This is a genomic window from Glaesserella parasuis (assembly GCF_017352235.1).
Lineage (GTDB): Bacteria > Pseudomonadota > Gammaproteobacteria > Enterobacterales > Pasteurellaceae > Glaesserella > Glaesserella parasuis.
Window position 1 is genome coordinate 1,836,307 of sequence record NZ_CP071487.1, and the last position, 21,256, is coordinate 1,857,562.

A 21,256-nucleotide genomic window follows, 5' to 3' on the forward strand; every position below is an offset into this window, starting at 1 on the left:
ACAAAACAAAGCGAAACTTAACAAAATATGCTACCCTTTAACCCATTTTTTATCACGAGAAATACTCAATGGAAACGTTAGATTTACTACAACGTCGCCGTTCAAGTAAAAAATTTGGTCAAGATGTACCAAATGCAGAACAACTAGAAAATATGTTTAAAGCGGCAGTTAGAGCACCAGATCACGGGCGTTTAAAGCCCTATCATTTCGTAGTGATTGAGCCAACGGCAATGGAAATTTTCCGTCGTTGCCTGTTAGAAACCGCTCAAGAACTTGAAATGGGTGATGAAGGTGTTACAAAAGCAGAAAAATTAGCTAAACGCGCACCAATGGTTATCGGGATTATCGCTAAAATAGCAAAAGATTTACCCAAAGTACCCGCTTGGGAACAAATGGTTACAGCAGGCTGTGCAACCTATGCAATGCAACTTGCAGCCAACGTTCAAGGCTTTGAAACTTGCTGGATTACCAATAAGTGGATTAAAGGACAGGCTTTACGCCAGGCCTTTGGTTGTCAAGCTGACGATGAAATTGTCGCATTACTGCTGGTTGGCTCGCCACTTGAGGGGGATAGCATTACCACCGCTAGCCAAACAGAAGAAATTACTGATTTTGTAAGTTACATCAAATAGGATTTACAATGAACCAAAACGATCACGATTATGAAGATCTTATTCGTATCTTTGACGCTTGCTTTGCAGAAAGTTACAACACTCGTTTAGAGCGGGGCGGAGATTATCCGATTTATCTCCCCGCTTTTATTGATGAAGGTAACGTAGCGAGTGAACGCCCTTATAATGTTATTTTATTTGCTCACGGCTACTACAGCAGTGCATTACACGAAATTGCTCACTGGTTAGTTGCAGGAACAGAACGCCGTAAATTAGAAGATTTTGGTTACTGGTATGAACCCGATGGACGCTCTGCTGAACGCCAAAGAGAATTTGAACAAGTCGAAGTAAAACCGCAAGCGATTGAATGGGTGTTAGCTACGGCAGCAAATTTCCGTTATTTTGCCAGTGTTGATAACTTAACGGGCGATGCTGGCGATAATTCTGCTTTCAAACAAGCCGTTTATGAACAAGTTAAAATCTATGCAGAAAAAGGCTTACCAAAACGTGCAGAACAACTTCGCCAAGCCTTGTGTGAATTTTATGGCACGCCAAATCATATTGATTTAGCGAAATTTGATCTTAGTCGCATTTAGGAGATTTTATGAGTTTTACCGTCATTATCCCCGCTCGTTATTCCTCTACACGTTTACCGCGTAAGCCCCTGTTAGATATTGCAGGTAAACCGATGATCCAACACGTTTGGGAAAAGGCACAACAATCTGGAGCCACTCGTGTAATCGTCGCGACCGATCACCCCGAAATCGAACAGGTTGTTACAAGGTTTGGAGGAGAAGTATGCTTGACGTCAGATAAACATAATTCTGGCACAGAACGTTTAGCCGAAGTGATTGAAAAAATGGCGATTGCAGATGATGAAATTATCGTGAATATTCAAGGCGATGAACCACTTATTCCGCCTTTGATTGTGGCACAAGTGGCTGAAAATTTAGATAAACATCAAGTCAATATGGCAACCCTTGCGGTTAAATTGACAACACGAGAAGAGCTATTTAATCCCAATGTGGTTAAAACATTAACGGATAAAAACGGAATGGCACTCTATTTCTCTCGTGCAACAATCCCTTTTGGACGTGATTATTTCCCTCAATGTGATGATGCTTTTGTTCAACAACAAAACTATCTTCGTCATATCGGGATCTATGCCTACCATGCAGGTTTTGTTAAGCAATATGTTGCGTGGCAACCAACGGCATTAGAACAGCTAGAGTCGCTAGAGCAACTTAGAGCATTATGGTATGGCGAGAAAATTCATCTCGACTTAGCGAAAGAAGCCCCTCAAGTTGGGGTAGATACGGCGGAGGATTTGGAGCGGGTGAGACAGATTTTAAATACCCTATGCTCGCAATAAGCAAATAGTAGCATTCTTACCAACATAGGAATAAATTATTACATCTTATTTTTTGTCATAGATCATTTTTATCTTCAAATTAATTGTGTTTAACTTTAAAAAAAAAGTATTTTTTGTTATAAATAGACATTAAATCAATTTATTTTATATAGGAGAACTTATGGAATTAGTATTTATTCGTCACGGTTTCAGTGAGTGGAACGCTAAAAACTTATTTACAGGTTGGCGTGATGTAAACTTAACAGAGCGTGGTATTGAAGAAGCAAAAGCGGCAGGTAAAAAATTACTTGATGCAGGTTATGAATTTGATATCGCATTCACTTCTGTTTTAACCCGTGCGATCAAAACCTGTAACATCGTGTTAGAAGAATCTAACCAACTTTGGATTCCACAAGTGAAAAACTGGCGTTTAAACGAGCGTCACTATGGCGCATTACAAGGCTTAGACAAAAAAGCAACCGCAGAACAGTATGGTGACGAGCAAGTTCATATTTGGCGTCGTTCTTATGATATTTCTCCGCCAGATTTAGATCCACAAGATCCAAATTCAGCACATAACGACCGTCGTTATGCACATCTTCCAAAAGATGTTGTGCCAAATGCAGAGAACCTAAAAATCACCCTAGAGCGTGTTTTACCATTCTGGGAAGACCAAATCGCACCGGCATTGTTATCTGGTAAACGTGTTCTTGTGACTGCTCACGGTAACTCTCTCCGTGCGTTGGCAAAACATATCATCGGTATTTCTGATGAAGAAATTATGGATTTTGAAATCCCAACAGGTCAGCCGTTAGTGTTGAAACTTGATGACAAATTAAACTTTGTTGAGAAATTCTATTTATAATTTAAATAGTTAATATAATGCATTTTACAGGCGGTAAGATAATACATCTTACCGTTTTTTTGTGACCTATAAATTCTTTTTCTTTGAATAGATTGTGTTTCATTTTTGCGTTAGAATATCGAACTTTGAACGCAAGCGGTAAGATTGCGAGAATTTTTTAATTTCATTCAAAAAATATTAGGAAGTTTTATGTCAGCAACAATTTTAGAAACGCTTCCACTTGGTCAAAAAGTGGGAATTGCATTTTCGGGCGGATTAGATACCAGTGCCGCATTACTTTGGATGCGTCAAAAAGGTGCCGTGCCTTATGCTTATACCGCAAATTTAGGGCAACCAGATGAAGATGATTACAATGCTATCCCTAGAAAAGCAATGGAATACGGTGCGGAGAATGCTCGTTTAATTGATTGTCGCCAGCAATTAGCTCACGAAGGTATTGCAGCAATTCAATGTGGTGCATTCCATATTTCGACAGGTGGCGTGCCTTATTTTAATACCACTCCGCTTGGTCGTGCTGTAACAGGGACAATGCTTGTTGCTGCAATGAAAGAAGATGATGTTAATATTTGGGGAGATGGCTCGACCTTTAAAGGCAATGATATTGAACGTTTTTACCGTTATGGTTTATTAACTAATCCCAAACTCAAAATCTATAAGCCGTGGTTAGATCAGACTTTTATTGACGAACTTGGTGGCCGTTTAGAAATGTCACAATTCTTAATTACAAATGGCTTTGACTATAAAATGTCCGTTGAAAAAGCATATTCAACTGACTCTAATATGCTAGGGGCAACTCACGAAGCTAAAGACCTTGAGTTACTTAGCACAGGCATTAAAATCGTTAAACCTATTATGGGCGTAGCATTTTGGGACGAAACGGTTGAAATCAAGCCTGAAGTCGTTTCTGTGACCTTTGAAGAAGGTGTGCCTGTTGCATTAAATGGTAAACGTATCGAAGATGCAGTAGAGCTTATTCTTGAAGCAAACCGCATTGGTGGTCGTCACGGTTTAGGAATGTCAGACCAAATCGAAAACCGTATTATCGAAGCAAAATCTCGTGGTATCTATGAAGCACCAGGAATGGCGTTATTACATATTGCCTATGAGCGTTTAGTAACAGGTATTCACAACGAAGATACGATTGAACAGTACCGTATCAATGGGTTACGTTTAGGTCGCTTGCTCTATCAAGGTCGCTGGTTCGATCCGCAAGCCTTAATGTTGCGTGAAACAGCACAACGTTGGGTGGCGAAAGCGATTACGGGCACAGTGACTTTAGAATTACGTCGTGGCAATGATTACTCAATTCTGAATACCGAATCACCAAACTTAACCTATGAACCAGAACGTTTAAGTATGGAAAAAGTAGAAGATGCACCGTTTACCCCAGCAGATCGTATCGGTCAATTAACAATGCGTAATTTAGACATTGTGGATACGCGTGGTAAATTAGGTATTTATACACAGGCAGGTTTGCTTTCTGTTCAGAATAATGTGATCCCACAATTGGATACAAAATAAATCGTAAAATAATTGAAATAACAAATCGCTTGTAGTGTAACACTAGAAGCGATTTGCACCATTTTTCTCCATTTGTGGAATTATCTATCACTGGGAAATTAATCTGTTCACTAATTCAATAATTTGTTGGTTTTGAGTATCAGATAATTTCCCCTCAGCAACAAACTGAACTTTACCGTTTTTATCCAATACCGCAATAAAGCTCTCTTTCTCTTTCAGTTTCCACGCATTTTTTACACTACTTGTTTGATCAAGAATGATTTGAGAGTGAGGGTTTTCCAATTTACCGTTTTCTGCACTATTTTTGACAAATGCTCCCGTTGCAACAATCGCATCGTCTGCATTAATAATGGTTGTGGTTTGGTATTTACTGCGATCAAACCCTGCATTTTTAATTGCGTCCATTAATGGTTGATTTTTCTCTTTTACACTACTTCTGCCAGCAAGGTGGTGAACTACTCTCACCTTTCCAGCTAGGCTTGAAGATTGCCATTGGCGATAATCGACTTTTTTACCATTGGCAATTAATTCGCCATCTTGTTGCACGGTAACACTTGGTAACGTTTGGTTTAATTGTACATTATGGGCGAAAGCAACATTTGTAAGAAATAGGCAAGATACTGCCGCTTGTAATACGATTTTTTTCATCTTTTTTCCTTGTTAAGATTGAATTTCAATGATTTGGCACAATACTTTGTGAGATTATCCTAAAACTTAACAGAAACAAAGCCGATCAGCAGATTTGTCTGAATTTCCACTCGTTAAACGGTAGATTTTATGTTATTTTAGTGAGTGATTATCTCAATGTTGAGATGAAGTCTAAATTTAGTTAATAATTTTAAAGGAGCTTTATATGCAACAAGGCGGCGGAATGGAAATGATCTTTATTTTGGTTGTTTTCGGTCTTATCTTCTATTTTATGATTTATCGTCCACAAGCAAAACGTCAAAAACAACAACGTGAATTATTAGCAGGTTTATCAAAAGGTGATGAAGTGCTAACAAGCGGTGGGTTAATCGGTAAAATTACTAAAGTAACTGCAGATAATGATAATGTTGTGATCGCATTGAACGATACTACCGAAGTAACTATCAAACGTGATTTCGTAGTTGCAGTGTTACCAAAAGGTTCACTCAAATCTCTTTAATTTTTTCCTTTAAGAAAGGGGACTTATCGTGTTAAACCGTTTCCCTCTTTGGAAGAACCTAATGGTGATCCTTGTGGTCGCCATTGGCATTTTATACGCCCTTCCAAATTTATATGGTGAAGACCCTTCGGTACAGGTTTCCGGTACTAGAGGGCAACAAGCTTCAGATGAAACGCTGACGCAAGTTCAATCAGCACTCGCTTCATTAAATATTACGCCTAAGGCGATGAACCTTGAAAATGGTTCGATTTTAGTGCGTTTAAATAAGGACGAGGAACAGCTTCCAGCTAAGGAAAAAATCGCTGAAGTCTTAGGCAATAATTATTCTGTCGCTTTAAACCTTGCGCCTGCAACGCCAGAATGGCTAACTTCAATCGGTGGTGAGCCGATGAAGCGTGGTTTGGATTTGCGTGGCGGTGTTCGCTTCTTAATGGAAGTGGATATGAATACGGCATTGGCGAAACAGCAAGATCAGCTACAAGATACCTTGCGTAACGATTTTCGTAAGGAAAAATGGCAATACAAAGCGGTTAAAAAAGCAGAAAATTTTGCAACAGATGTAGAATTTAATGATACCGATACTGCAGATAAAGCAGTTCGTTATATTCGCCGTACTAATCCTAATTTAGAAGCAACTTATATTTCTCCAACCGTTGTGCGTTTTGCTCAATCTGCTCAGGGGTTAGCAACTTCTCGTGATTTAGCTATCGAACAAAACTTGTCGATTTTGCGTAAGCGTGTGGAAGAACTTGGTGTGTCTGAGCCGACTATTCAACGTCAAGGGGCAGATCGTATTGTTGTTGAACTTCCAGGGGTGCAAGATACCGCTCGTGCGAAAGAGATTTTAGGGGCAACTGCAACTCTTGAATTTCGTTTAGTCAATGGTAATGCTAACTTAGAGTCTGCGGCTCGTGGTATTGTTCCTGCGGATTCGGAGATTAAATATAGTCGTGATGGTATGCCGACGGTGCTATATCACAAAACCATTTTAGGTGGTGAGCATATTATTAATGCAACTTCGGGCAAAGATGAACGTGGTTTGCCTAATGTTAGTATTAATCTTGATGCACAAGGCGGGGATTTGATGTCAAATGCGACAAAATCTGCTGTAGGTAAGCCGATGGCAACCCTTTATAGTGAGTTTAAAGATTCAGGTCGCCGTGATGCAAACGGGAAAGTGATTCTTGAAAAACACGAAGAAGTGATTAACGTTGCAACCATTAACTCTCGTTTAGGTAGCTCATTCCAAATTACAGGTATTAACAGTGCGGCTGAAGCACAAAACCTTGCTGTATTACTACGTTCTGGAGCTTTGATCGCACCGATTGTGATTGTTGAAGAACGAACTATCGGGGCTTCATTAGGTGCAGATAACGTTGCTCAAGGTATGGACGCAAGCATGTTAGGTTTAGGTCTAACGATCTTATTCTGCGTGGTGTACTACAAAGTCTTCGGCCTATTTGCGACAGCTGCTTTATTAGCTAACTTAGTTTTAACCATCGGGTTGATGTCATTAATCGGAGCTACATTAACAATGCCTGGTATTGCAGGGATTGTGTTAGCTGTAGGTATGTCAATTGATGCTAACGTATTGATTTATGAACGGATTAAAGAAGAAATTCGTAATGGTCGTTCTATTCAGCAGGCAATTCACGAAGGCTATAATGGTGCATTCACCAGTATCTTCGACTCTAACTTAACCACAATATTAGTCGCGATTATTCTTTATTCAGTAGGAACAGGTCCAGTCAAAGGCTTCGCTGTGACTCTTGCATTAGGGGTAATGATCTCAATGTTCACCGCAATTACAGGGACGCGTATGTTAGTGAACCTTGTTTACGGTGGTAAACGTGTGAAAAAACTTTGGATCTAAGGGGAATTAAATGACTGTTCAAACAACAGAAAAAGAAGTAGAAATTAAACTACCTTATAAATTAGTTCCCTTTATGAAATACCGCTACATTGCGTATGTATTTTCATTGATCATTACGGCACTTTGTGTGTTTACCATTGTGACTAAAGGGTTTAACTGGGGATTGGATTTTACTGGCGGTACAGTAATTGAAACCAACTTTTCACAGCCTGCAGATTTGGCAAAGGTTCGTGAAGTATTAACAGAAAATGGTTATACCAGTGCTTTAGTTCAAACCTTTGGTGGACAAAAAGATGTAATGATCCGCCTACCTGCTTCGGCTGGCGATATATCTTTGGGGAATACGGTAATGGATTTAATTCACCAAAAATTAGATCCAGAAGCTAAAATTCAAAGTATTGAGTTCGTTGGTCCAAATGTCGGTGAAGAATTAACCCAAGGGGCGATTTACGGCACATTAGCAACCCTTGCAATGTTGCTGATTTACGTTGGCCTTCGCTTTGAATGGCGTTTAGCAACAGGGGGGATTTTAGCCTTGTTCCACGACGTAATGGTGACTATTGGTCTTTTCTCATTCTTACAGATTGAAATTGATCTTACTTTCGTGGCTGCGATTTTATCCGTTGTTGGTTATTCTTTAAACGACAGTATCGTGGTATTTGACCGTGTTCGTGAAAATTTCCCTAAAATTCGCCGAGCAAATTCAGTCGAAATTGTGGATATTTCACTTAGCCAAACATTATCAAGAACATTGATGACCTCTGTTACAACGCTATTTGTGGTATTTTCACTTTATCTATTAGGTGGACCAACATTACATAGCTTCTCACTGGCATTATTGATCGGTATTGCTTTCGGTACTTACTCGTCCATTTATGTGGCAGTAGGTGTTGCTCTTGAATTGGGCTTGAAACGTGAGCATATGATTCAGCCTGTGGTAGAGAAAGAAGGGGCAGATCAAAAATCACTCGTAGATTATTGATGTTATATAAAACGGGCAAAAATTGCCCGTTTTTACTCTCTATTCAAAACATCAACCACAGCTTGTGCAGCTTGAGCATCAGCATCACATTGAATATATTGATGTAATTCCATAAAACGTTGTTTCAACGCATTCTTCTTCGCCACATCTTCGGGCATCTGAGATAGATAGAGGCTAAGGTGTTTCGCTAAATTTTCAGGGGAACAATCCGCTTGAATAAGCTCTGGGACAAGCGGTTCGTTTGCAAGTAAATTTGGCAGAGAGATATAATCGGTTTTTACCAATCTTTTTGCTAACCAATAGGTTAAAGGCTTCATTTTATAACCTACAACCATCGGCGATTTACACAACATCGCTTCAAGAGCAGCAGTGCCAGATGCTAATAATGTTGCTTCGGCAACCATCATCGCAGCACGAGCATTGCCTGCTAAGGTTATCACCTCTAATTCTGGAGCAACTTGTGCTTTGATCGCTTCAAATTGTTCACGACGTTTTTCATTAACCAACGGCACTAAAAACTGAACATCAGGGTATTGAGCTTTAAGTAATTGTGCCGTTTTTAAAAATGGTTCAGACAGGAAATTCACTTCACTTCCACGACTTCCAACCAAAATCGCCACATAATGTTGGTTTTCATCTAATTGCAACAAACGGCAAGCCTCTTGTCGATTAGGTTGCAACGCAATCGCATCAGCCATTGTGTGACCGATAAAACGACAAGGGACATTAAAACGGTCGTAAAAGGCTTTTTCAAAAGGTAAAAAGGCTAAAACAAGATCGGTTGCACTAGCAATTTTATGTACACGATTTTGTCGCCACGCCCACACTGACGGACTAACATAGTGAATGGTTTTAATACCTTGGGCTTTCAGCTTTTCTTCTACACCAAGATTAAAATCAGGGGCATCAATCCCGATAAAAATATCAGGTTTTAATGCAAGCATTGTGTCAATGACTTGTTTACGTCTTTTAAGTAAACGAGGAAGATGTCTCACTACCTCAGCAAGCCCCATCACCGCCAGTTCTTCCATATCAAACAGGGTTTCACACCCTTCTTTTAACATTTTCTCACCAGCAACGCCGATAAAACGAGCATTTGGATAATGTACTTTGAGTGCTTTAATCAATCCGGCACCTAAAATATCGCCTGAAATTTCACCAGCGACAATAGCTATAAGGGGGGATGATGTTGTCATAAATAGTCCATAAATAGTTAAAGATGCTTGTATTATATGAGAATTTACTAGGTTAACCTATGTTTTTTGGTATATAGGTTTGATACGCCATATTTTCATCACATATAATATTACCACCTTGTATCACGAATTGGTGGTTTAATGCTAAAATTGTTTTGGCATTTTCAGTATAGTTCATTGCCACAATAGTTCCATTTAAACCCCACAATCATCATTGAAAGCTCGTTGATTGAGACTGATAATACAACGCTTAGTCTGCCTGAACTTTGGGAATTTTCGCCATTGTTTATCGGCTTTTTGTTACTATTTATAGCGATTTTTGGCGAAGTTAGTGTTGCACAATTAAAATTAACCTAGGCACCATCTGCGAGGATTTCACCTTGTAATGGGCTTAAATCACGAGTTTTGAATGGCACTTCACGTAATTTATGGCAAAGGACAAAATCGGTCTTATAGTTCACATTCAAATGGCGGCTCATTGAAATCGCTTAAACACCTCCAAACTTTATATAAATTTAAAATGTGAATTTAGTTTTTAGCCACTTTGTAAACTGAATTTTTGAATTCAGAGTTTCTAAAATAAAAAGTGTTTTTACTGGTTCTTTTCTCAGGTTCAATGAAGTAAACCTCAGCAGGCGTAAACTCAACACCACTCCTAGCTTTATAATCTGAAGTTCCAGAAATTAACTTTAGCTTCCTTAAAATTGTATAATCTCTTTCAGGGAGTAAAGTAAATCCCGTTCTATTTTCGCTTAATTGATAAGCCATTCCATCTTTAATTTGAAAGAAATCTTTTACTTTTTCAAATGTATGAAATCTATTTACTTCTGTGATTTTCACATTGGATTTTTTATAGAATAAATTTATAGGTATCCCATTTGAGTAATCTACAGAATTTTTTTTCATAAAAATATGTCATAAACTTTTCGGTAGTTACAATAAAAGGGTTTCCGGCATTAGACCAATCATCTATTTCACTTAAATACATTCGACTACCATCAGATAAATAAAAATTTCTGAAACCAGCATAAGAATCTTGAGTCATAATTGTTTTTGGCATTAAGAATGCTAGTAAGCCTTTATTAGTTAGCCATTTATCTGATGTAACATTTGCAATTAAAGCACATAAATTAAGTGATATAGCTCCCATATAACTTTGACCTGAGAATAATTTTCTATCAATACACAAACTCTTGATCTTTTCAGCGTAATTTTGGGGTAAAAATTCCCATTTTACCCAAGGTGGGTTACCTAAAATTAGATCCATCTCTTTAACTCTTGCAATTAGCATAAAGTTTGATGTAATTCTAATCCAAATACCGTCCCATTCATTTTTATGTAATTCAACCAATTTACTTGACAATATTTTTATACTTTGTTTGATCTTGTTATTGATAGAGTCTTTATCTATATTTTCAATAATTTGATGGTATAATAATTTAGGGTCTTCAGCTTCTACTGTTGTTTGTAAACGATACATTCTTTCAAAAAAAGAACTACTTTCAACAAAATTACAAGGAAAAATAATATTAAAATCCCCTTGTTTTGTTTCTACGGTATATGTATAACAAGCTATATTATCGAGTTCAATTTTTTGTGGTATATTAGCTGAATCACCAAGATAGACAGGGATTTCTATTTTTTGTTCGTCAATTAATGGTCTTATAGCCAAAAAATAACTAACTCTTGCAGTTAAAACTGATAGTGGGTTTAAATCAATACCATATACACTTGATAGTATTCTTAATAATAACTCTTGTTTTTCTTTTATAGTTAAACTATATAATTCGTGTTTATCTAGTATCGATTTTATTAATGATATTAAAAATACCCCACTTCCACAACATGGATCTATAGCTTTCCAAGATTCTTTGTTTAGTTTCTCAAGTGAACGAGATACAACATGATCAGCCATCCAAGATGGAGTGAAATATTCTCCTAAACTATGCCTAATTTCATTAGGCATTATTTCCATATATAAATCTTTAAAAATATCTATCGTCTGAAATTCATAACTAAAATTTGAACTTGAATAAAACTCTAACTCTTTAATTATATTTTTTATACTATTATATATTTTTGGGTTCCATTGGTTTTTATCTGAATACCAAGAATAGAAGTCACCTTCCATTAGATGAAAAGATTATTTAACTAACTGCACTAAAATACGACGAACAGGCTCTGCCGCACCCCATAATAATTGGTCACCAACGGTAAATGCCGCTAAGTACTCTGGCCCCATTGCTAGTTTGCGTAAACGACCCACTGGAACAGTTAATGTACCAGTCACTTTCGCTGGTGTTAATTCACGCAACGTCGTTTCACGATCATTTGGAATGACTTTCACCCATTCATTGTGAGCTGCAATGATTTGTTCAATTTCTGCTAATGGTAAATCTTTTTTGAGTTTGATGGTGAACGCTTGGCTGTGGCAGCGTAATGCACCGATACGCACACATAAACCATCAACTGGGATTGGATTTGCACTTAAACCTAAAATTTTGTTGGTTTCTGCGTAACCTTTCCACTCTTCTTTGGTTTGTCCTGTTTCTGGGAGTAATTTATCAATCCAAGGAATTAAGCTACCTGCAAGCGGTGCACCAAAGTTTGCCGTTGGGAAATCTTCTGAACGCATTTCTGCAGTCACTTTACGCTCGATCTCTAAAATAGATGAAGCTGGATCTGCAAGCTCTGCTTTTACTGCATCTTCTAACTCGCCCATTTGTACCAGTAACTCACGCATATTCTTCGCACCTGCACCGGAAGCCGCTTGGTAAGTTGCCACAGACACCCATTCCACGAGATCTTTCTCAAATAAACCACCGATTGCCATTAACATTAAGCTCACAGTACAGTTTCCGCCCACAAAGGTTTTAATGCCTTTTTGTAAACCTTCGGTAATAACGTGTTGGTTTACTGGGTCTAACACAATGATCGCATCATCTTGCATACGCAGTGCAGAAGCGGCATCGATCCAATAACCATTCCAACCTGTTGCTTTTAATTTTGGATAGACTTCGTTGGTGTAATCGCCGCCTTGACAGGTCACGATAATGTCTAATTTTTGTAATTCTGCAATATCAAAAGCGTCTTTTAATGTACCAGCCTCTTTGCCTGCAAAAACAGGGGCTTTTTGACCCGCTTGTGATGTGGTAAAGAAAACAGGGTTAATGTTCGCAAAGTCGTTCTCTTGAACCATACGATCCATTAGAACCGACCCCACCATACCACGCCATCCGATAAAACCTACATTTTGCATTTTATGCTCCTAAAAAGTTGAAGTTGTGTTTGAATTGAAAGTATGGATAAATACAAGATTTTAAGGGTAATTGCAATCAATAATTCTATAAAAAAGAAAATAAAACACATAATTCATAAAATACGCAAACGATTTTATAAATTGATTAAAATACACACTAATAATTGACATTTATCATTTATTTAATCTCTTTTATCGTGTTTTTATACCGATTTTGTAGTAAAGTAATCCCGTGACTTACTTTGGAGGCTCTTCCCTAAAAAGTCCTCCATTTATTATTTGATATACAACAGAGGAACCAACAATGTACTCAAAAGATGTAACAATCACTTGCCCGAATGGCTTACATACACGCCCCGCGGCTGAATTTGTAAAAGCAGCAAAAGGCTTCGCTTCAGATATTACTGTCACATCTAATGGTAAAAGTGCCAGTGCAAAAAGTTTATTTAAACTTCAGACCCTAGGTCTTGCGCAAGGAACTATCATCACTCTTTCTGCTGAAGGCGAAGACGAACAGAAAGCTGTAGATTTCTTAGTAGATTTAATCCCTACTTTAGAATAGTTGTCCTTTTGATATTGATGACTTTACCATTTTATTCAATGGTAAAGTCTTTCGTGCTATTTAGCATCTACTAAATTCTAGCCGAGGATTAATTTATGATCACAGGTATTGCCGCTTCCCCAGGTATTGTATTTGGTAAAGCCTTAGTTCTGAAAGAAGAACCTATTGTTCTTAACACACATAAAATTACACCCACTCAAATTGAATCTGAAAAAAGTAAATTTTTTACTGGACGTGAAAAAGCAGCAGCACAACTTACAGCAATTAAAGAAAAAGCAAGACGCACGTTAGGCCAAGAAAAAGAAGCAATCTTTGAAGGTCATTTAATGATCTTAGAAGATGAAGAATTAGAAGAAGAAATTCTAGGCTACATCGAAGAAAATCTTGTAACTGCCGATGTTGCCGCAAGTAAAATCATTGACATGCAGGCTTCAATGCTTGCGGAAATTGATGATGAATACCTAAAAGAGCGCACTGGTGATATTCGTGATATTGGTAACCGCTTGATCCGTAATATTTTAGGTATGAATATTGTTGATCTTGGTGATATCCAAGAGGAAGCTATCCTTGTTGCTTACGATCTCACTCCATCTGAAACTGCACAATTAAACTTAGATAAAGTGCTTGGCTTTGTTACTGATATTGGCGGTCGCACATCTCATACTTCTATTATGGCTCGTTCGTTAGAGCTTCCCGCTGTTGTAGGTACAAACAACATTACTTCATTAGTCAATACAGGTGACATTTTAATTCTTGATGCCATTAACAATGAAGTTTACATCAATCCTTCTGCAGAACAACTTGAAAAAGCAAAAGCATTACAAACCAAAATTGCAGAAGAAAAAGCTGAACTAGCTAAATTAAAAGATTTACCAGCGGAAACCTTAGACGGACACCGCATTGAAGTAGTTGGAAACATCGGGACTATCCGTGATGTTGATGGCGTATTGCGTAACGGTGGCGAAGGCGTTGGTTTATATCGTACTGAATTCTTATTTATGGATCGTAACCAGTTACCTGGTGAAGAAGAACAGTTCCAAGCCTATAAAGAAATTGTTGAAGCAATGAATGGTAAGCTCGTGGTGCTTCGTACAATGGACATCGGCGGTGATAAAGAGCTACCATACTTAGAATTACCAAAAGAGATGAACCCATTCTTGGGCTGGCGCGCAGTTCGTATTGGCTTAGTACGTCGTGAAATTTTAGATACTCAATTGCGTGCTGTATTAAGAGCTTCTGCATTTGGTAAACTTGCGGTAATGTTCCCAATGATTATTTCTGTGGAAGAGATCCGTGAATTAAAAGACATTATTGCAGAGCTTAAAGCTCAGCTTCGTGCAGAAGGCAAAGCTTTTGATGAAAATCTTCAAATTGGCGTAATGGTCGAAACACCATCAGCAGCTGTAAATGCTCGTCACCTTGCAAAAGAAGTAGATTTCTTCAGTATCGGTACTAACGATTTAACGCAATATACCTTAGCGGTAGATCGTGGTAATGAAATTATCGCTCACCTATACAACCCATTAACCCCATCTGTCTTGAACTTAATCAAACAAGTAATTGACGCTTCACACGCAGAAGGCAAATGGACTGGAATGTGTGGTGAATTGGCTGGCGATGTCAAAGCGACTGCCTTATTACTCGGCATGGGCTTAGATGAATTTAGTATGAGTGCAATTTCAGTACCTCATGTGAAAAAACTTGTTCGCAGTATCAACTATGCTGATGCCAAAGCTCTTGCAGATAAAGCACTTGCACAACCAACAGCAGCAGATATTGAACGTTTAGTTGATGAGTTTTACCAAAACCTTAACTAAAATTGAATACAAACACAAAATTCTCGTATAAAATATGCGAGAATTTTGTTCATTTAATAATGGAGATTAAATTATGGGATTTTTTGACAAACTATTCGGCGGCAAAAAAGAAGCTGTTGCGAAGGAAGTGAAAATCTATGCACCGCTTTCAGGTGAAATTGTAAATATTGAAGATGTTCCAGATGTTGTGTTTTCGGAAAAGATCGTAGGTGATGGCATTGCTATTCGCCCTACTGGTGATATGATTGTTGCCCCAGTAAACGGTACGATTGGTAAAATCTTTGAAACTAATCACGCATTCTCTATTGAGTCAGAAGATGGTGTTGAGCTTTTTGTTCACTTCGGTATTGATACCGTCGAGTTAAAAGGCGAAGGTTTCACACGTCTTGCAGAAGAAAATCAAGAGGTTAAAGTTGGTGATCCTATCATCAAATTTGATCTTGAATTACTTCAATCTAAAGCAAAATCAGTATTAACACCTGTTGTAATTTCAAATATGGATGAAGTAACAAATCTTCAAAAATTGTCTGGAGAAGTTGTGGCAGGTGAAAGTACTGTTTTAGTTTTAACAAAATAGTTACACTACTTGAATAAAAACCACGAGTTTTGGTCGTGGTTTTCTTTTTTATAGCGATGATATATACAAACATGTAAAATAAGGTACACCCTGTTCCAAAGGATAAACAACTCTACTTTTATTTTTTACTTACTGATTTATCTATTATTTGAAAATGGCAAAATTACATATTACCACTTGGGGTTGCCAAATGAACGAGTATGACTCATCAAAAATGGCAGACCTTTTAAATAGCACACACGGTTTAGAATTAACCGAAAATCCTGAAGAAGCAGATATATTACTGCTTAACACCTGTTCTATCCGTGAAAAAGCACAAGAAAAAGTGTTCTCTCAACTTGGTCGCTGGAAAAACTGGAAAAAAGATAAACCTGATTTAATTATCGGTGTGGGTGGTTGCGTAGCTTCACAAGAAGGTGAACATATTCGTGAACGTGCCCCTTTCGTCGATATTGTTTTCGGGCCTCAAACCTTACACCGCCTGCCTGAAATGATTAACCAAATTCGTGGCGGAAAAAGTTCAGTGGTGGATATTAGTTTCCCTGAAATTGAGAAATTTGACCGCTTACCTGAGCCTCGTGCTGAAGGCCCAACTGCATTTGTGTCCATTATGGAAGGTTGCAATAAGTATTGCTCATTCTGTGTCGTACCTTATACACGAGGTGAAGAAGTTAGCCGTCCTGTCGATGATGTGTTATTTGAAATTGCTCAACTGGCTGAACAAGGTGTGCGTGAAGTGAATTTGCTTGGTCAAAATGTGAACGCTTATCGTGGTGAAACCTTTGACGGCGGTATCTGTTCTTTTGCGGAATTACTACGTTTAGTTGCTTCGATTGATGGCATTGACCGTGTTCGTTATACCACAAGCCACCCTATTGAATTTACAGACGACATCATTGAGGTATATAAAGATACCCCTGAGCTAGTGAGCTTCTTACACTTACCTATCCAAAGTGGTTCAGACCGTGTTTTAACAATGATGAAACGTAACCATACGGCGTTGGAGTATAAAGCCATTATCCGTAAATTGCGTGAGGCTCGCCCTGATATTCAAATCAGCTCTGACTTTATTGTTGGCTTCCCAGGTGAAACGGCTCAAGATTTTGAACAAACAATGAAAATCATTGAGCAGGTCAATTTCGATATGAGCTTCAGCTTTATCTATTCTGCTCGTCCAGGTACGCCAGCTGCGGATCTGCCTGATGATGTGACGGAAGATGAGAAAAAAGAGCGTTTATACCGCTTACAACAACGTATCAACAACCAAGCAATGCAATTTAGCCGTGCAATGTTAGGTACGGAACAACGCATTTTAGTTGAAGGCCCATCTAAGAAAGACATTATGGAATTAACCGGACGTACTGAAAGCAACCGTATTGTCAATTTCCAAGGTACACCTAATATGATCGGCAAATTTGTGGATGTTAAAATTACTGATGTTTATACCAACTCATTGCGTGGTGAAGTGGTGAGAACCGAAGATCAGATGGGTTTACGTGTTATTGAATCCGCTCAAAGTGTGATTAATCGTACTCGCAAAGAAGATGATCTTGGGGTTGGGAAATTTGTGGTGAATTTGTGAGCACTCTATATTAGTAGGCATAGTAGACAAAAGAGTTGGTAATAATTAGGGAAAATAATTAAAACCAACACTTTTGTCTACTATGCCAAACAATGCCATTGTTAAAATAACAATGGCATTGAGCATGAAATTCTAATTTATAGGTGCTAGATTACCACACAAAACCTACCCCTCCTCCAATCATAGTATCCCGCTGAGTATTACTGCTAACAGACGCTCGAATAAGCCATTTGCCATTATCAGAAATTCTGGAATAACCTATAGCATAGGCAGATTGCCCGCGATATTGTGCATTAGAAACAGAAATAGCACTTTTACCTGGTAAAGAAATTTGTGGCAAATTAGCCATCGCCCCAGCAGAAGCAATACCCGCTCTTGCATTAACATCAACACGACCAATATCTCTTGATAATTGATTAAATCCTGTATTCACAGAAGAAACCACTTTGTTGAGCTGACGCACATTCACAATATCGCCCTCAGCACTACCATCTCCAACGTTGGTAATTCTGGCGCCATTCATATTTACAACTGGATTTCCTTTCTGATCTTTACCTAAAGATACTTTCGTATCGCCATTACTAATTGAAGTAATGTCGCTTAAATCTCCAGACACGCTCACATTGTAAATATTCTGACCATTTGCCCCCGTTTTTGAAGTCACTTTCACATTTTTACCCGCTTCAACTTCAGTTCTCGCCGCTGCTGCCTTAGTATTTAACTGGCTCACATTTACCGCATCAGTATCTGCTGTACCAGCCGCCACATTGGTAATTTTCGCATCATTAACATTAACTGTTTTATCTGTAGAACCTGCAGACAAGGTAATCTTAGCCCCATTCGCCTGGGTGGCGTCGTTACCATTGGCAATCGAGGTAATGCCTTTTAATTCCGAATTTCCAGTTGGACCCGCAGGGTCTTGTGATCCCGTTGGACCCGTAGGTCCTTGTGGTCCTGCTGGACCCGTATCACCTTTGTCACCCTTAGCCCCTGCTGGACCCGCAGGACCTTGTGGTCCCGCTGGACCCGCAGGGCCAGTTTCACCTTTCTGACCTGTATCACCTTTTGGACCCGCTGGACCCGCAGGTCCTGGTTCGCCTTTATCCCCCTTAGGTCCCTGAGCACCCGTTGTTCCCTGCGGTCCTCGTGGTCCTACTGGACCCACTGGACCAGCTTCGCCTTTAGGACCTGTATCTCCTTTTTCTCCTTTAGGACCCTGTTCACCCCTAGCCCCTGCTGGACCAGCAGGGCCAGTTGCACCCGCAGGACCTTGAGGGCCCATTGGTCCTGCTTCACCACGGTCACCCCTATCACCTTTTGCTCCTGCCTCTCCTTTTGGACCTGCAGGACCAGGTGCACCTCGTGGTCCAGTTGGACCTACTGGACCCGCAGGACCTACTGGACCTTGAGCACCTGCTGGACCCGCTGGACCCGCAGAGCCAGTTTCTCCTCTATCGCCTTTTGGACCTTTTTCGCCACGATCTCCTTTTTCACCTTTCTTGATAATGTCATGCATACCATCCGTATAAGTAATTTTCAAACCACCATCTGCTAGGCTTTCAGTCTTTGTAATTAACTTACCAATTATTGTAGAAATCGTAATATTTCCGCCCGTTTGTTCTAATTTAATATTATTTCCGGCGGTAAAGGTTACAGTCTCACCCATTTTGATAAGATGTGGTGTAGAAGGAGTAGCTTGACCACCCGCTCCCTGATCGATCTTCAGTTTCCAGCCTGCACTATTTACAGCAGTGACTACAGCATCAACAGTTGCAAATCCTGCCGTCCCTACTGACAATATGCCACCATTTGTAGAGCCAAACGTACCTGAATTAACTGCCAAAGAGTTGAATTTGGTATCAACATAACTTGTGCTAGCGGCTTCATCAATTTTTTGTTTAATTTGCTCGGTTAATTTAACCGTAATCGTATCGCCGCTAGCCTCGGAAATAAGACCATTTTCGCCTTTTACGTTGAGCGTACCTTCCCATAAACCAACTTTTGGTGTATCTCCTTTTTTAGTATTACCATCAATCTTCATGGTCAAGGATTGAAGCTGCGCCACGTTTACTGCATCAGTTAATTCTTTACCTGCTGCAACGTTGACGATTTGGCGTTTGATTCTATCATTACCCACAGAAACTGCACCGATAGTAATGCTATTATCAACACTTTGTGTTGATTTTAAACCATTCTTAACAGTACTTTCTCCTGTTGTTACAGAATAGGATTGTCTCGCTCCATCTACACCCCCAGCCGTGTCTGCTCTCGAACCATAACCTAACGCCACACCGCCACCAACAAGAACAATTGAATTGTTACCAAGTGCGGTTGCTCTATTGTGTTGGCCGGTATTTGCCTGTTCACCCACAGCGACAGAACCTGTGCCACCTGCAGTAGCTTGATAGCCTAAAGATGCCGAACGACTGCCCGCTACAGAACTGCCACCGACAGCCACACCATAGTCGCCATTTGAAGCACTTTTCGCACCGATTGCTACACCTTCTATATGGGTTGCTTTTGAGACTGGACCGACTACAACTGATCCATTTCCATCTGCGATTGATTTTCCACCAATTGCAATGGCAGCATTTCCTTTTGCCGTGGTGGTAGAAAATCCTGCTACAGTGCCATATTCAGTCGTATTTAAATCATCGCCACCGATTGATATGGAGCCATACCCCTCCGCTTTGGTATTTGCCCCGACAGTAAGAGATTGTGCCCCAGTTGCACTAGCCAATGCACCTATTGCAACTGTTTGTCCATTTAACGCATTGGCTCCTTTGCCTAAGGCGATAGATTGATTGTCTTTAGAAATACTCGAATGACCTATAGCAAGGCCAGAATCTCCATGTACAACAGAATGTGCACCAACCACAACAGAGCCCTCTTTTTTTGCTTCTGAGTTATAACCTATCGCAATAGTAGTCCTATTTTCAGCTTTTGAGTTCTGGCCAATACCAATAGCACCATACCCAACCCTACTACCTTGACCAATACCAATAGAACCAGCGTCACCTCCTAGAGACCCTAGACTAGAACCATCTTGAAGATATGCAGCTAAACCTACTGGACTAAAAAATATACCTAGTAATACTAGACTTAAAAGACTTAATTTAAATTTATCTTGCTGTTTATCTAAAAAATAATCTGAGGTGCATACTTGAGCTCTTTTATCCGTGTAAGCGGATGTTTTGGTATGAGACTTTACTAACTCAGACACAACCACCCAAGCCTGTTGAGCATGACTCCAAATAACTCTAAATATTTTATTCATAATAACCTTCTCTACTGTTTTTCCTAATAAAAAATCATAAACCTTTATTTACATTTTCAGGATGCACAAATGCCCCCATCGCCCTCGCTTTCGCTCGGGCACTTCCCCCGCAAGCGGGGGAAGTTAACTCCTTGACAAACCATATATTAGATGGATTGAATATTGTAGGGTGGGTTTTAACCCACCAATAAAATCAATATGTTACGGCTACATGGTGGGTCAAGACCCACCCTACAAGCTGTTTTTCCTAATAAAAAATCATAAACCTTTATTTACATTTTCAGGATGTACAAATGCCCCCGCACGCTATTGTAAAAAAAAAAAAACAAGAGTTACACAAAACTAAGAATAAAATAACAAGAATTTTTCAACTTTTATCAATAAAAGCTAGAAATAATAGGCGGAAATCTAATGAAAGCGGTGATTTAGATAGGATATTTTGCATAGTAGACAATGTTGGTAAAAAGTGGGCTAAAGCCTTATAGTACAAGGCTTTAAGCTCACTTTTGAAGAATATACTCATTTAAATATAGAAAAAACAACAAATAGGTTGGAAGGGTTATTTAAAGAACTGAAACAGAAATTATCGGTTCATAGCGGATTAACGAAAAAGCATAAGATTATGTTTATAAAGGA

The 21,256-nt window shown here is 39.1% G+C and carries 18 protein-coding genes and 1 pseudogene; 12 read left to right on the top strand and 7 right to left on the bottom strand.

The window, feature by feature from the left end; all coding sequences use genetic code 11:
• Nucleotides 1–68: 68 nt before the first annotated feature.
• The 5 genes from J1G47_RS09360 to argG all read left to right on the top strand — a co-directional run bounded on the left by J1G47_RS09360 (nucleotide 69) and on the right by argG (nucleotide 4,348).
• Entirely contained in the window at nucleotides 69–632 is a 564-nt protein-coding gene (locus J1G47_RS09360; protein ID WP_207326598.1) for a nitroreductase family protein, read from the top strand.
• Nucleotides 633–640: 8 nt separating this feature from the next.
• Nucleotides 641–1,207 carry an elongation factor P hydroxylase gene (locus J1G47_RS09365; RefSeq protein WP_010786371.1) on the top strand — a complete coding sequence of 189 codons (567 nt, stop codon included), beginning with the start codon at nucleotides 641–643 and terminating at the stop codon, nucleotides 1,205–1,207.
• A gap of 8 nt (nucleotides 1,208–1,215) precedes the next feature.
• Entirely contained in the window at nucleotides 1,216–1,983 is a 768-nt protein-coding gene (kdsB, locus tag J1G47_RS09370; RefSeq protein ID WP_035519795.1) for a 3-deoxy-manno-octulosonate cytidylyltransferase, read from the top strand.
• A gap of 160 nt (nucleotides 1,984–2,143) precedes the next feature.
• Nucleotides 2,144–2,827: a 2,3-diphosphoglycerate-dependent phosphoglycerate mutase gene (locus J1G47_RS09375; RefSeq protein WP_005713360.1), complete on the top strand. Its 684-nt coding sequence runs from the start codon at nucleotides 2,144–2,146 to the stop codon at nucleotides 2,825–2,827.
• Between the two features lie 189 nt (nucleotides 2,828–3,016).
• Nucleotides 3,017–4,348: an argininosuccinate synthase gene (gene argG, locus J1G47_RS09380; protein WP_005713358.1), complete on the top strand. Its 1,332-nt coding sequence runs from the start codon at nucleotides 3,017–3,019 to the stop codon at nucleotides 4,346–4,348.
• An 87-nt stretch (nucleotides 4,349–4,435) separates the two neighbouring features.
• Here argG and J1G47_RS09385 read toward each other — a convergent pair whose 3' ends face one another.
• Nucleotides 4,436–4,996 carry a YtfJ family protein gene (locus J1G47_RS09385; protein ID WP_207326599.1) on the bottom strand — a complete coding sequence of 187 codons (561 nt, stop codon included), beginning with the start codon at nucleotides 4,994–4,996 and terminating at the stop codon, nucleotides 4,436–4,438.
• 205 nt (nucleotides 4,997–5,201) lie between these two features.
• Between J1G47_RS09385 and yajC the strand changes: the two genes are divergently transcribed.
• From yajC to secF, 3 genes are read left to right on the top strand one after another with little or no spacing between them, the layout of a single operon-like run.
• Nucleotides 5,202–5,495 (top strand): preprotein translocase subunit YajC, encoded by a 294-nt coding sequence (gene yajC / locus J1G47_RS09390; RefSeq protein WP_005713354.1) that lies wholly within the window; start codon nucleotides 5,202–5,204, stop codon nucleotides 5,493–5,495.
• A gap of 28 nt (nucleotides 5,496–5,523) precedes the next feature.
• A complete protein-coding gene (gene secD / locus J1G47_RS09395) occupies nucleotides 5,524–7,368 on the top strand; it encodes a protein translocase subunit SecD (protein WP_075592501.1) in 1,845 nt (614 codons plus the stop codon).
• A 10-nt stretch (nucleotides 7,369–7,378) separates the two neighbouring features.
• Nucleotides 7,379–8,350, top strand: coding sequence for a protein translocase subunit SecF (gene secF, locus J1G47_RS09400; protein ID WP_005713350.1), 972 nt, complete (start codon nucleotides 7,379–7,381; stop codon nucleotides 8,348–8,350).
• Between the two features lie 32 nt (nucleotides 8,351–8,382).
• Here the strand turns inward: secF and lpxB are convergent, their stop codons facing one another.
• The 5 genes and pseudogenes from lpxB to asd all read right to left on the bottom strand — a co-directional run bounded on the left by lpxB (nucleotide 8,383) and on the right by asd (nucleotide 12,805).
• Nucleotides 8,383–9,546, bottom strand: coding sequence for a lipid-A-disaccharide synthase (gene lpxB, locus J1G47_RS09405; RefSeq protein ID WP_005713348.1), 1,164 nt, complete (start codon nucleotides 9,544–9,546; stop codon nucleotides 8,383–8,385).
• 79 nt (nucleotides 9,547–9,625) lie between these two features.
• Nucleotides 9,626–10,034 (bottom strand): annotated as a pseudogene (locus tag J1G47_RS09410) (transposase); the annotation flags it as partial.
• Nucleotides 10,035–10,074: 40 nt separating this feature from the next.
• The gene (locus J1G47_RS09415; RefSeq protein ID WP_010786367.1) at nucleotides 10,075–10,452 is read right to left on the bottom strand and encodes a hypothetical protein; all 378 of its coding nucleotides are present in this window, start codon (nucleotides 10,450–10,452) and stop codon (nucleotides 10,075–10,077) included.
• Nucleotides 10,397–11,677 (bottom strand): Eco57I restriction-modification methylase domain-containing protein, encoded by a 1,281-nt coding sequence (locus J1G47_RS09420; protein WP_160415996.1) that lies wholly within the window; start codon nucleotides 11,675–11,677, stop codon nucleotides 10,397–10,399. Before J1G47_RS09420 ends, J1G47_RS09415 begins: the two co-directional genes overlap by 56 nt.
• A 12-nt stretch (nucleotides 11,678–11,689) precedes the next feature.
• Nucleotides 11,690–12,805 carry an aspartate-semialdehyde dehydrogenase gene (asd, locus tag J1G47_RS09425; RefSeq protein WP_005714309.1) on the bottom strand — a complete coding sequence of 372 codons (1,116 nt, stop codon included), beginning with the start codon at nucleotides 12,803–12,805 and terminating at the stop codon, nucleotides 11,690–11,692.
• Nucleotides 12,806–13,109: 304 nt separating this feature from the next.
• Between asd and ptsH the strand changes: the two genes are divergently transcribed.
• The 4 genes from ptsH to miaB all read left to right on the top strand — a co-directional run bounded on the left by ptsH (nucleotide 13,110) and on the right by miaB (nucleotide 17,343).
• Nucleotides 13,110–13,367: a phosphocarrier protein Hpr gene (gene ptsH / locus J1G47_RS09430; protein ID WP_005714308.1), complete on the top strand. Its 258-nt coding sequence runs from the start codon at nucleotides 13,110–13,112 to the stop codon at nucleotides 13,365–13,367.
• Nucleotides 13,368–13,462: 95 nt separating this feature from the next.
• Nucleotides 13,463–15,184 carry a phosphoenolpyruvate-protein phosphotransferase PtsI gene (gene ptsI / locus J1G47_RS09435; protein ID WP_207326600.1) on the top strand — a complete coding sequence of 574 codons (1,722 nt, stop codon included), beginning with the start codon at nucleotides 13,463–13,465 and terminating at the stop codon, nucleotides 15,182–15,184.
• 73 nt (nucleotides 15,185–15,257) lie between these two features.
• Nucleotides 15,258–15,761 carry a PTS glucose transporter subunit IIA gene (crr, locus tag J1G47_RS09440; RefSeq protein WP_005714305.1) on the top strand — a complete coding sequence of 168 codons (504 nt, stop codon included), beginning with the start codon at nucleotides 15,258–15,260 and terminating at the stop codon, nucleotides 15,759–15,761.
• Between the two features lie 154 nt (nucleotides 15,762–15,915).
• Complete coding sequence (gene miaB / locus J1G47_RS09445; protein ID WP_021116070.1) at nucleotides 15,916–17,343, top strand: tRNA (N6-isopentenyl adenosine(37)-C2)-methylthiotransferase MiaB; 1,428 nt, start codon at nucleotides 15,916–15,918, stop codon at nucleotides 17,341–17,343.
• A gap of 151 nt (nucleotides 17,344–17,494) precedes the next feature.
• Here the strand turns inward: miaB and J1G47_RS09450 are convergent, their stop codons facing one another.
• Nucleotides 17,495–20,620: an ESPR-type extended signal peptide-containing protein gene (locus J1G47_RS09450; protein ID WP_207326601.1), complete on the bottom strand. Its 3,126-nt coding sequence runs from the start codon at nucleotides 20,618–20,620 to the stop codon at nucleotides 17,495–17,497.
• Between the last annotated feature and the right edge of the window lie 636 nt (nucleotides 20,621–21,256).

Excerpts from the sequence above, each read along its gene's own strand:
- miaB (WP_021116070.1), top strand. The coding sequence starts at position 15,916 with ATGGCAAAATTACATATTACCACTTGGGGTTGCCAAATGAACGAGTAT.
- J1G47_RS09360 (WP_207326598.1), top strand. The coding sequence starts at position 69 with ATGGAAACGTTAGATTTACTACAACGTCGCCGTTCAAGTAAAAAATTT.
- J1G47_RS09415 (WP_010786367.1), bottom strand. The coding sequence starts at position 10,452 with ATGAAAAAAAATTCTGTAGATTACTCAAATGGGATACCTATAAATTTA.
- asd (WP_005714309.1), bottom strand. The coding sequence starts at position 12,805 with ATGCAAAATGTAGGTTTTATCGGATGGCGTGGTATGGTGGGGTCGGTT.
- J1G47_RS09375 (WP_005713360.1), top strand. The coding sequence starts at position 2,144 with ATGGAATTAGTATTTATTCGTCACGGTTTCAGTGAGTGGAACGCTAAA.
- ptsH (WP_005714308.1), top strand. The coding sequence starts at position 13,110 with ATGTACTCAAAAGATGTAACAATCACTTGCCCGAATGGCTTACATACA.
- J1G47_RS09450 (WP_207326601.1), bottom strand. The coding sequence starts at position 20,620 with ATGAATAAAATATTTAGAGTTATTTGGAGTCATGCTCAACAGGCTTGG.
- J1G47_RS09385 (WP_207326599.1), bottom strand. The coding sequence starts at position 4,996 with ATGAAAAAAATCGTATTACAAGCGGCAGTATCTTGCCTATTTCTTACA.
- lpxB (WP_005713348.1), bottom strand. The coding sequence starts at position 9,546 with ATGACAACATCATCCCCCCTTATAGCTATTGTCGCTGGTGAAATTTCA.
- yajC (WP_005713354.1), top strand. The coding sequence starts at position 5,202 with ATGCAACAAGGCGGCGGAATGGAAATGATCTTTATTTTGGTTGTTTTC.
- crr (WP_005714305.1), top strand. The coding sequence starts at position 15,258 with ATGGGATTTTTTGACAAACTATTCGGCGGCAAAAAAGAAGCTGTTGCG.
- kdsB (WP_035519795.1), top strand. The coding sequence starts at position 1,216 with ATGAGTTTTACCGTCATTATCCCCGCTCGTTATTCCTCTACACGTTTA.
- argG (WP_005713358.1), top strand. The coding sequence starts at position 3,017 with ATGTCAGCAACAATTTTAGAAACGCTTCCACTTGGTCAAAAAGTGGGA.
- J1G47_RS09365 (WP_010786371.1), top strand. The coding sequence starts at position 641 with ATGAACCAAAACGATCACGATTATGAAGATCTTATTCGTATCTTTGAC.
- secF (WP_005713350.1), top strand. The coding sequence starts at position 7,379 with ATGACTGTTCAAACAACAGAAAAAGAAGTAGAAATTAAACTACCTTAT.
- J1G47_RS09420 (WP_160415996.1), bottom strand. The coding sequence starts at position 11,677 with ATGGAAGGTGACTTCTATTCTTGGTATTCAGATAAAAACCAATGGAAC.
- ptsI (WP_207326600.1), top strand. The coding sequence starts at position 13,463 with ATGATCACAGGTATTGCCGCTTCCCCAGGTATTGTATTTGGTAAAGCC.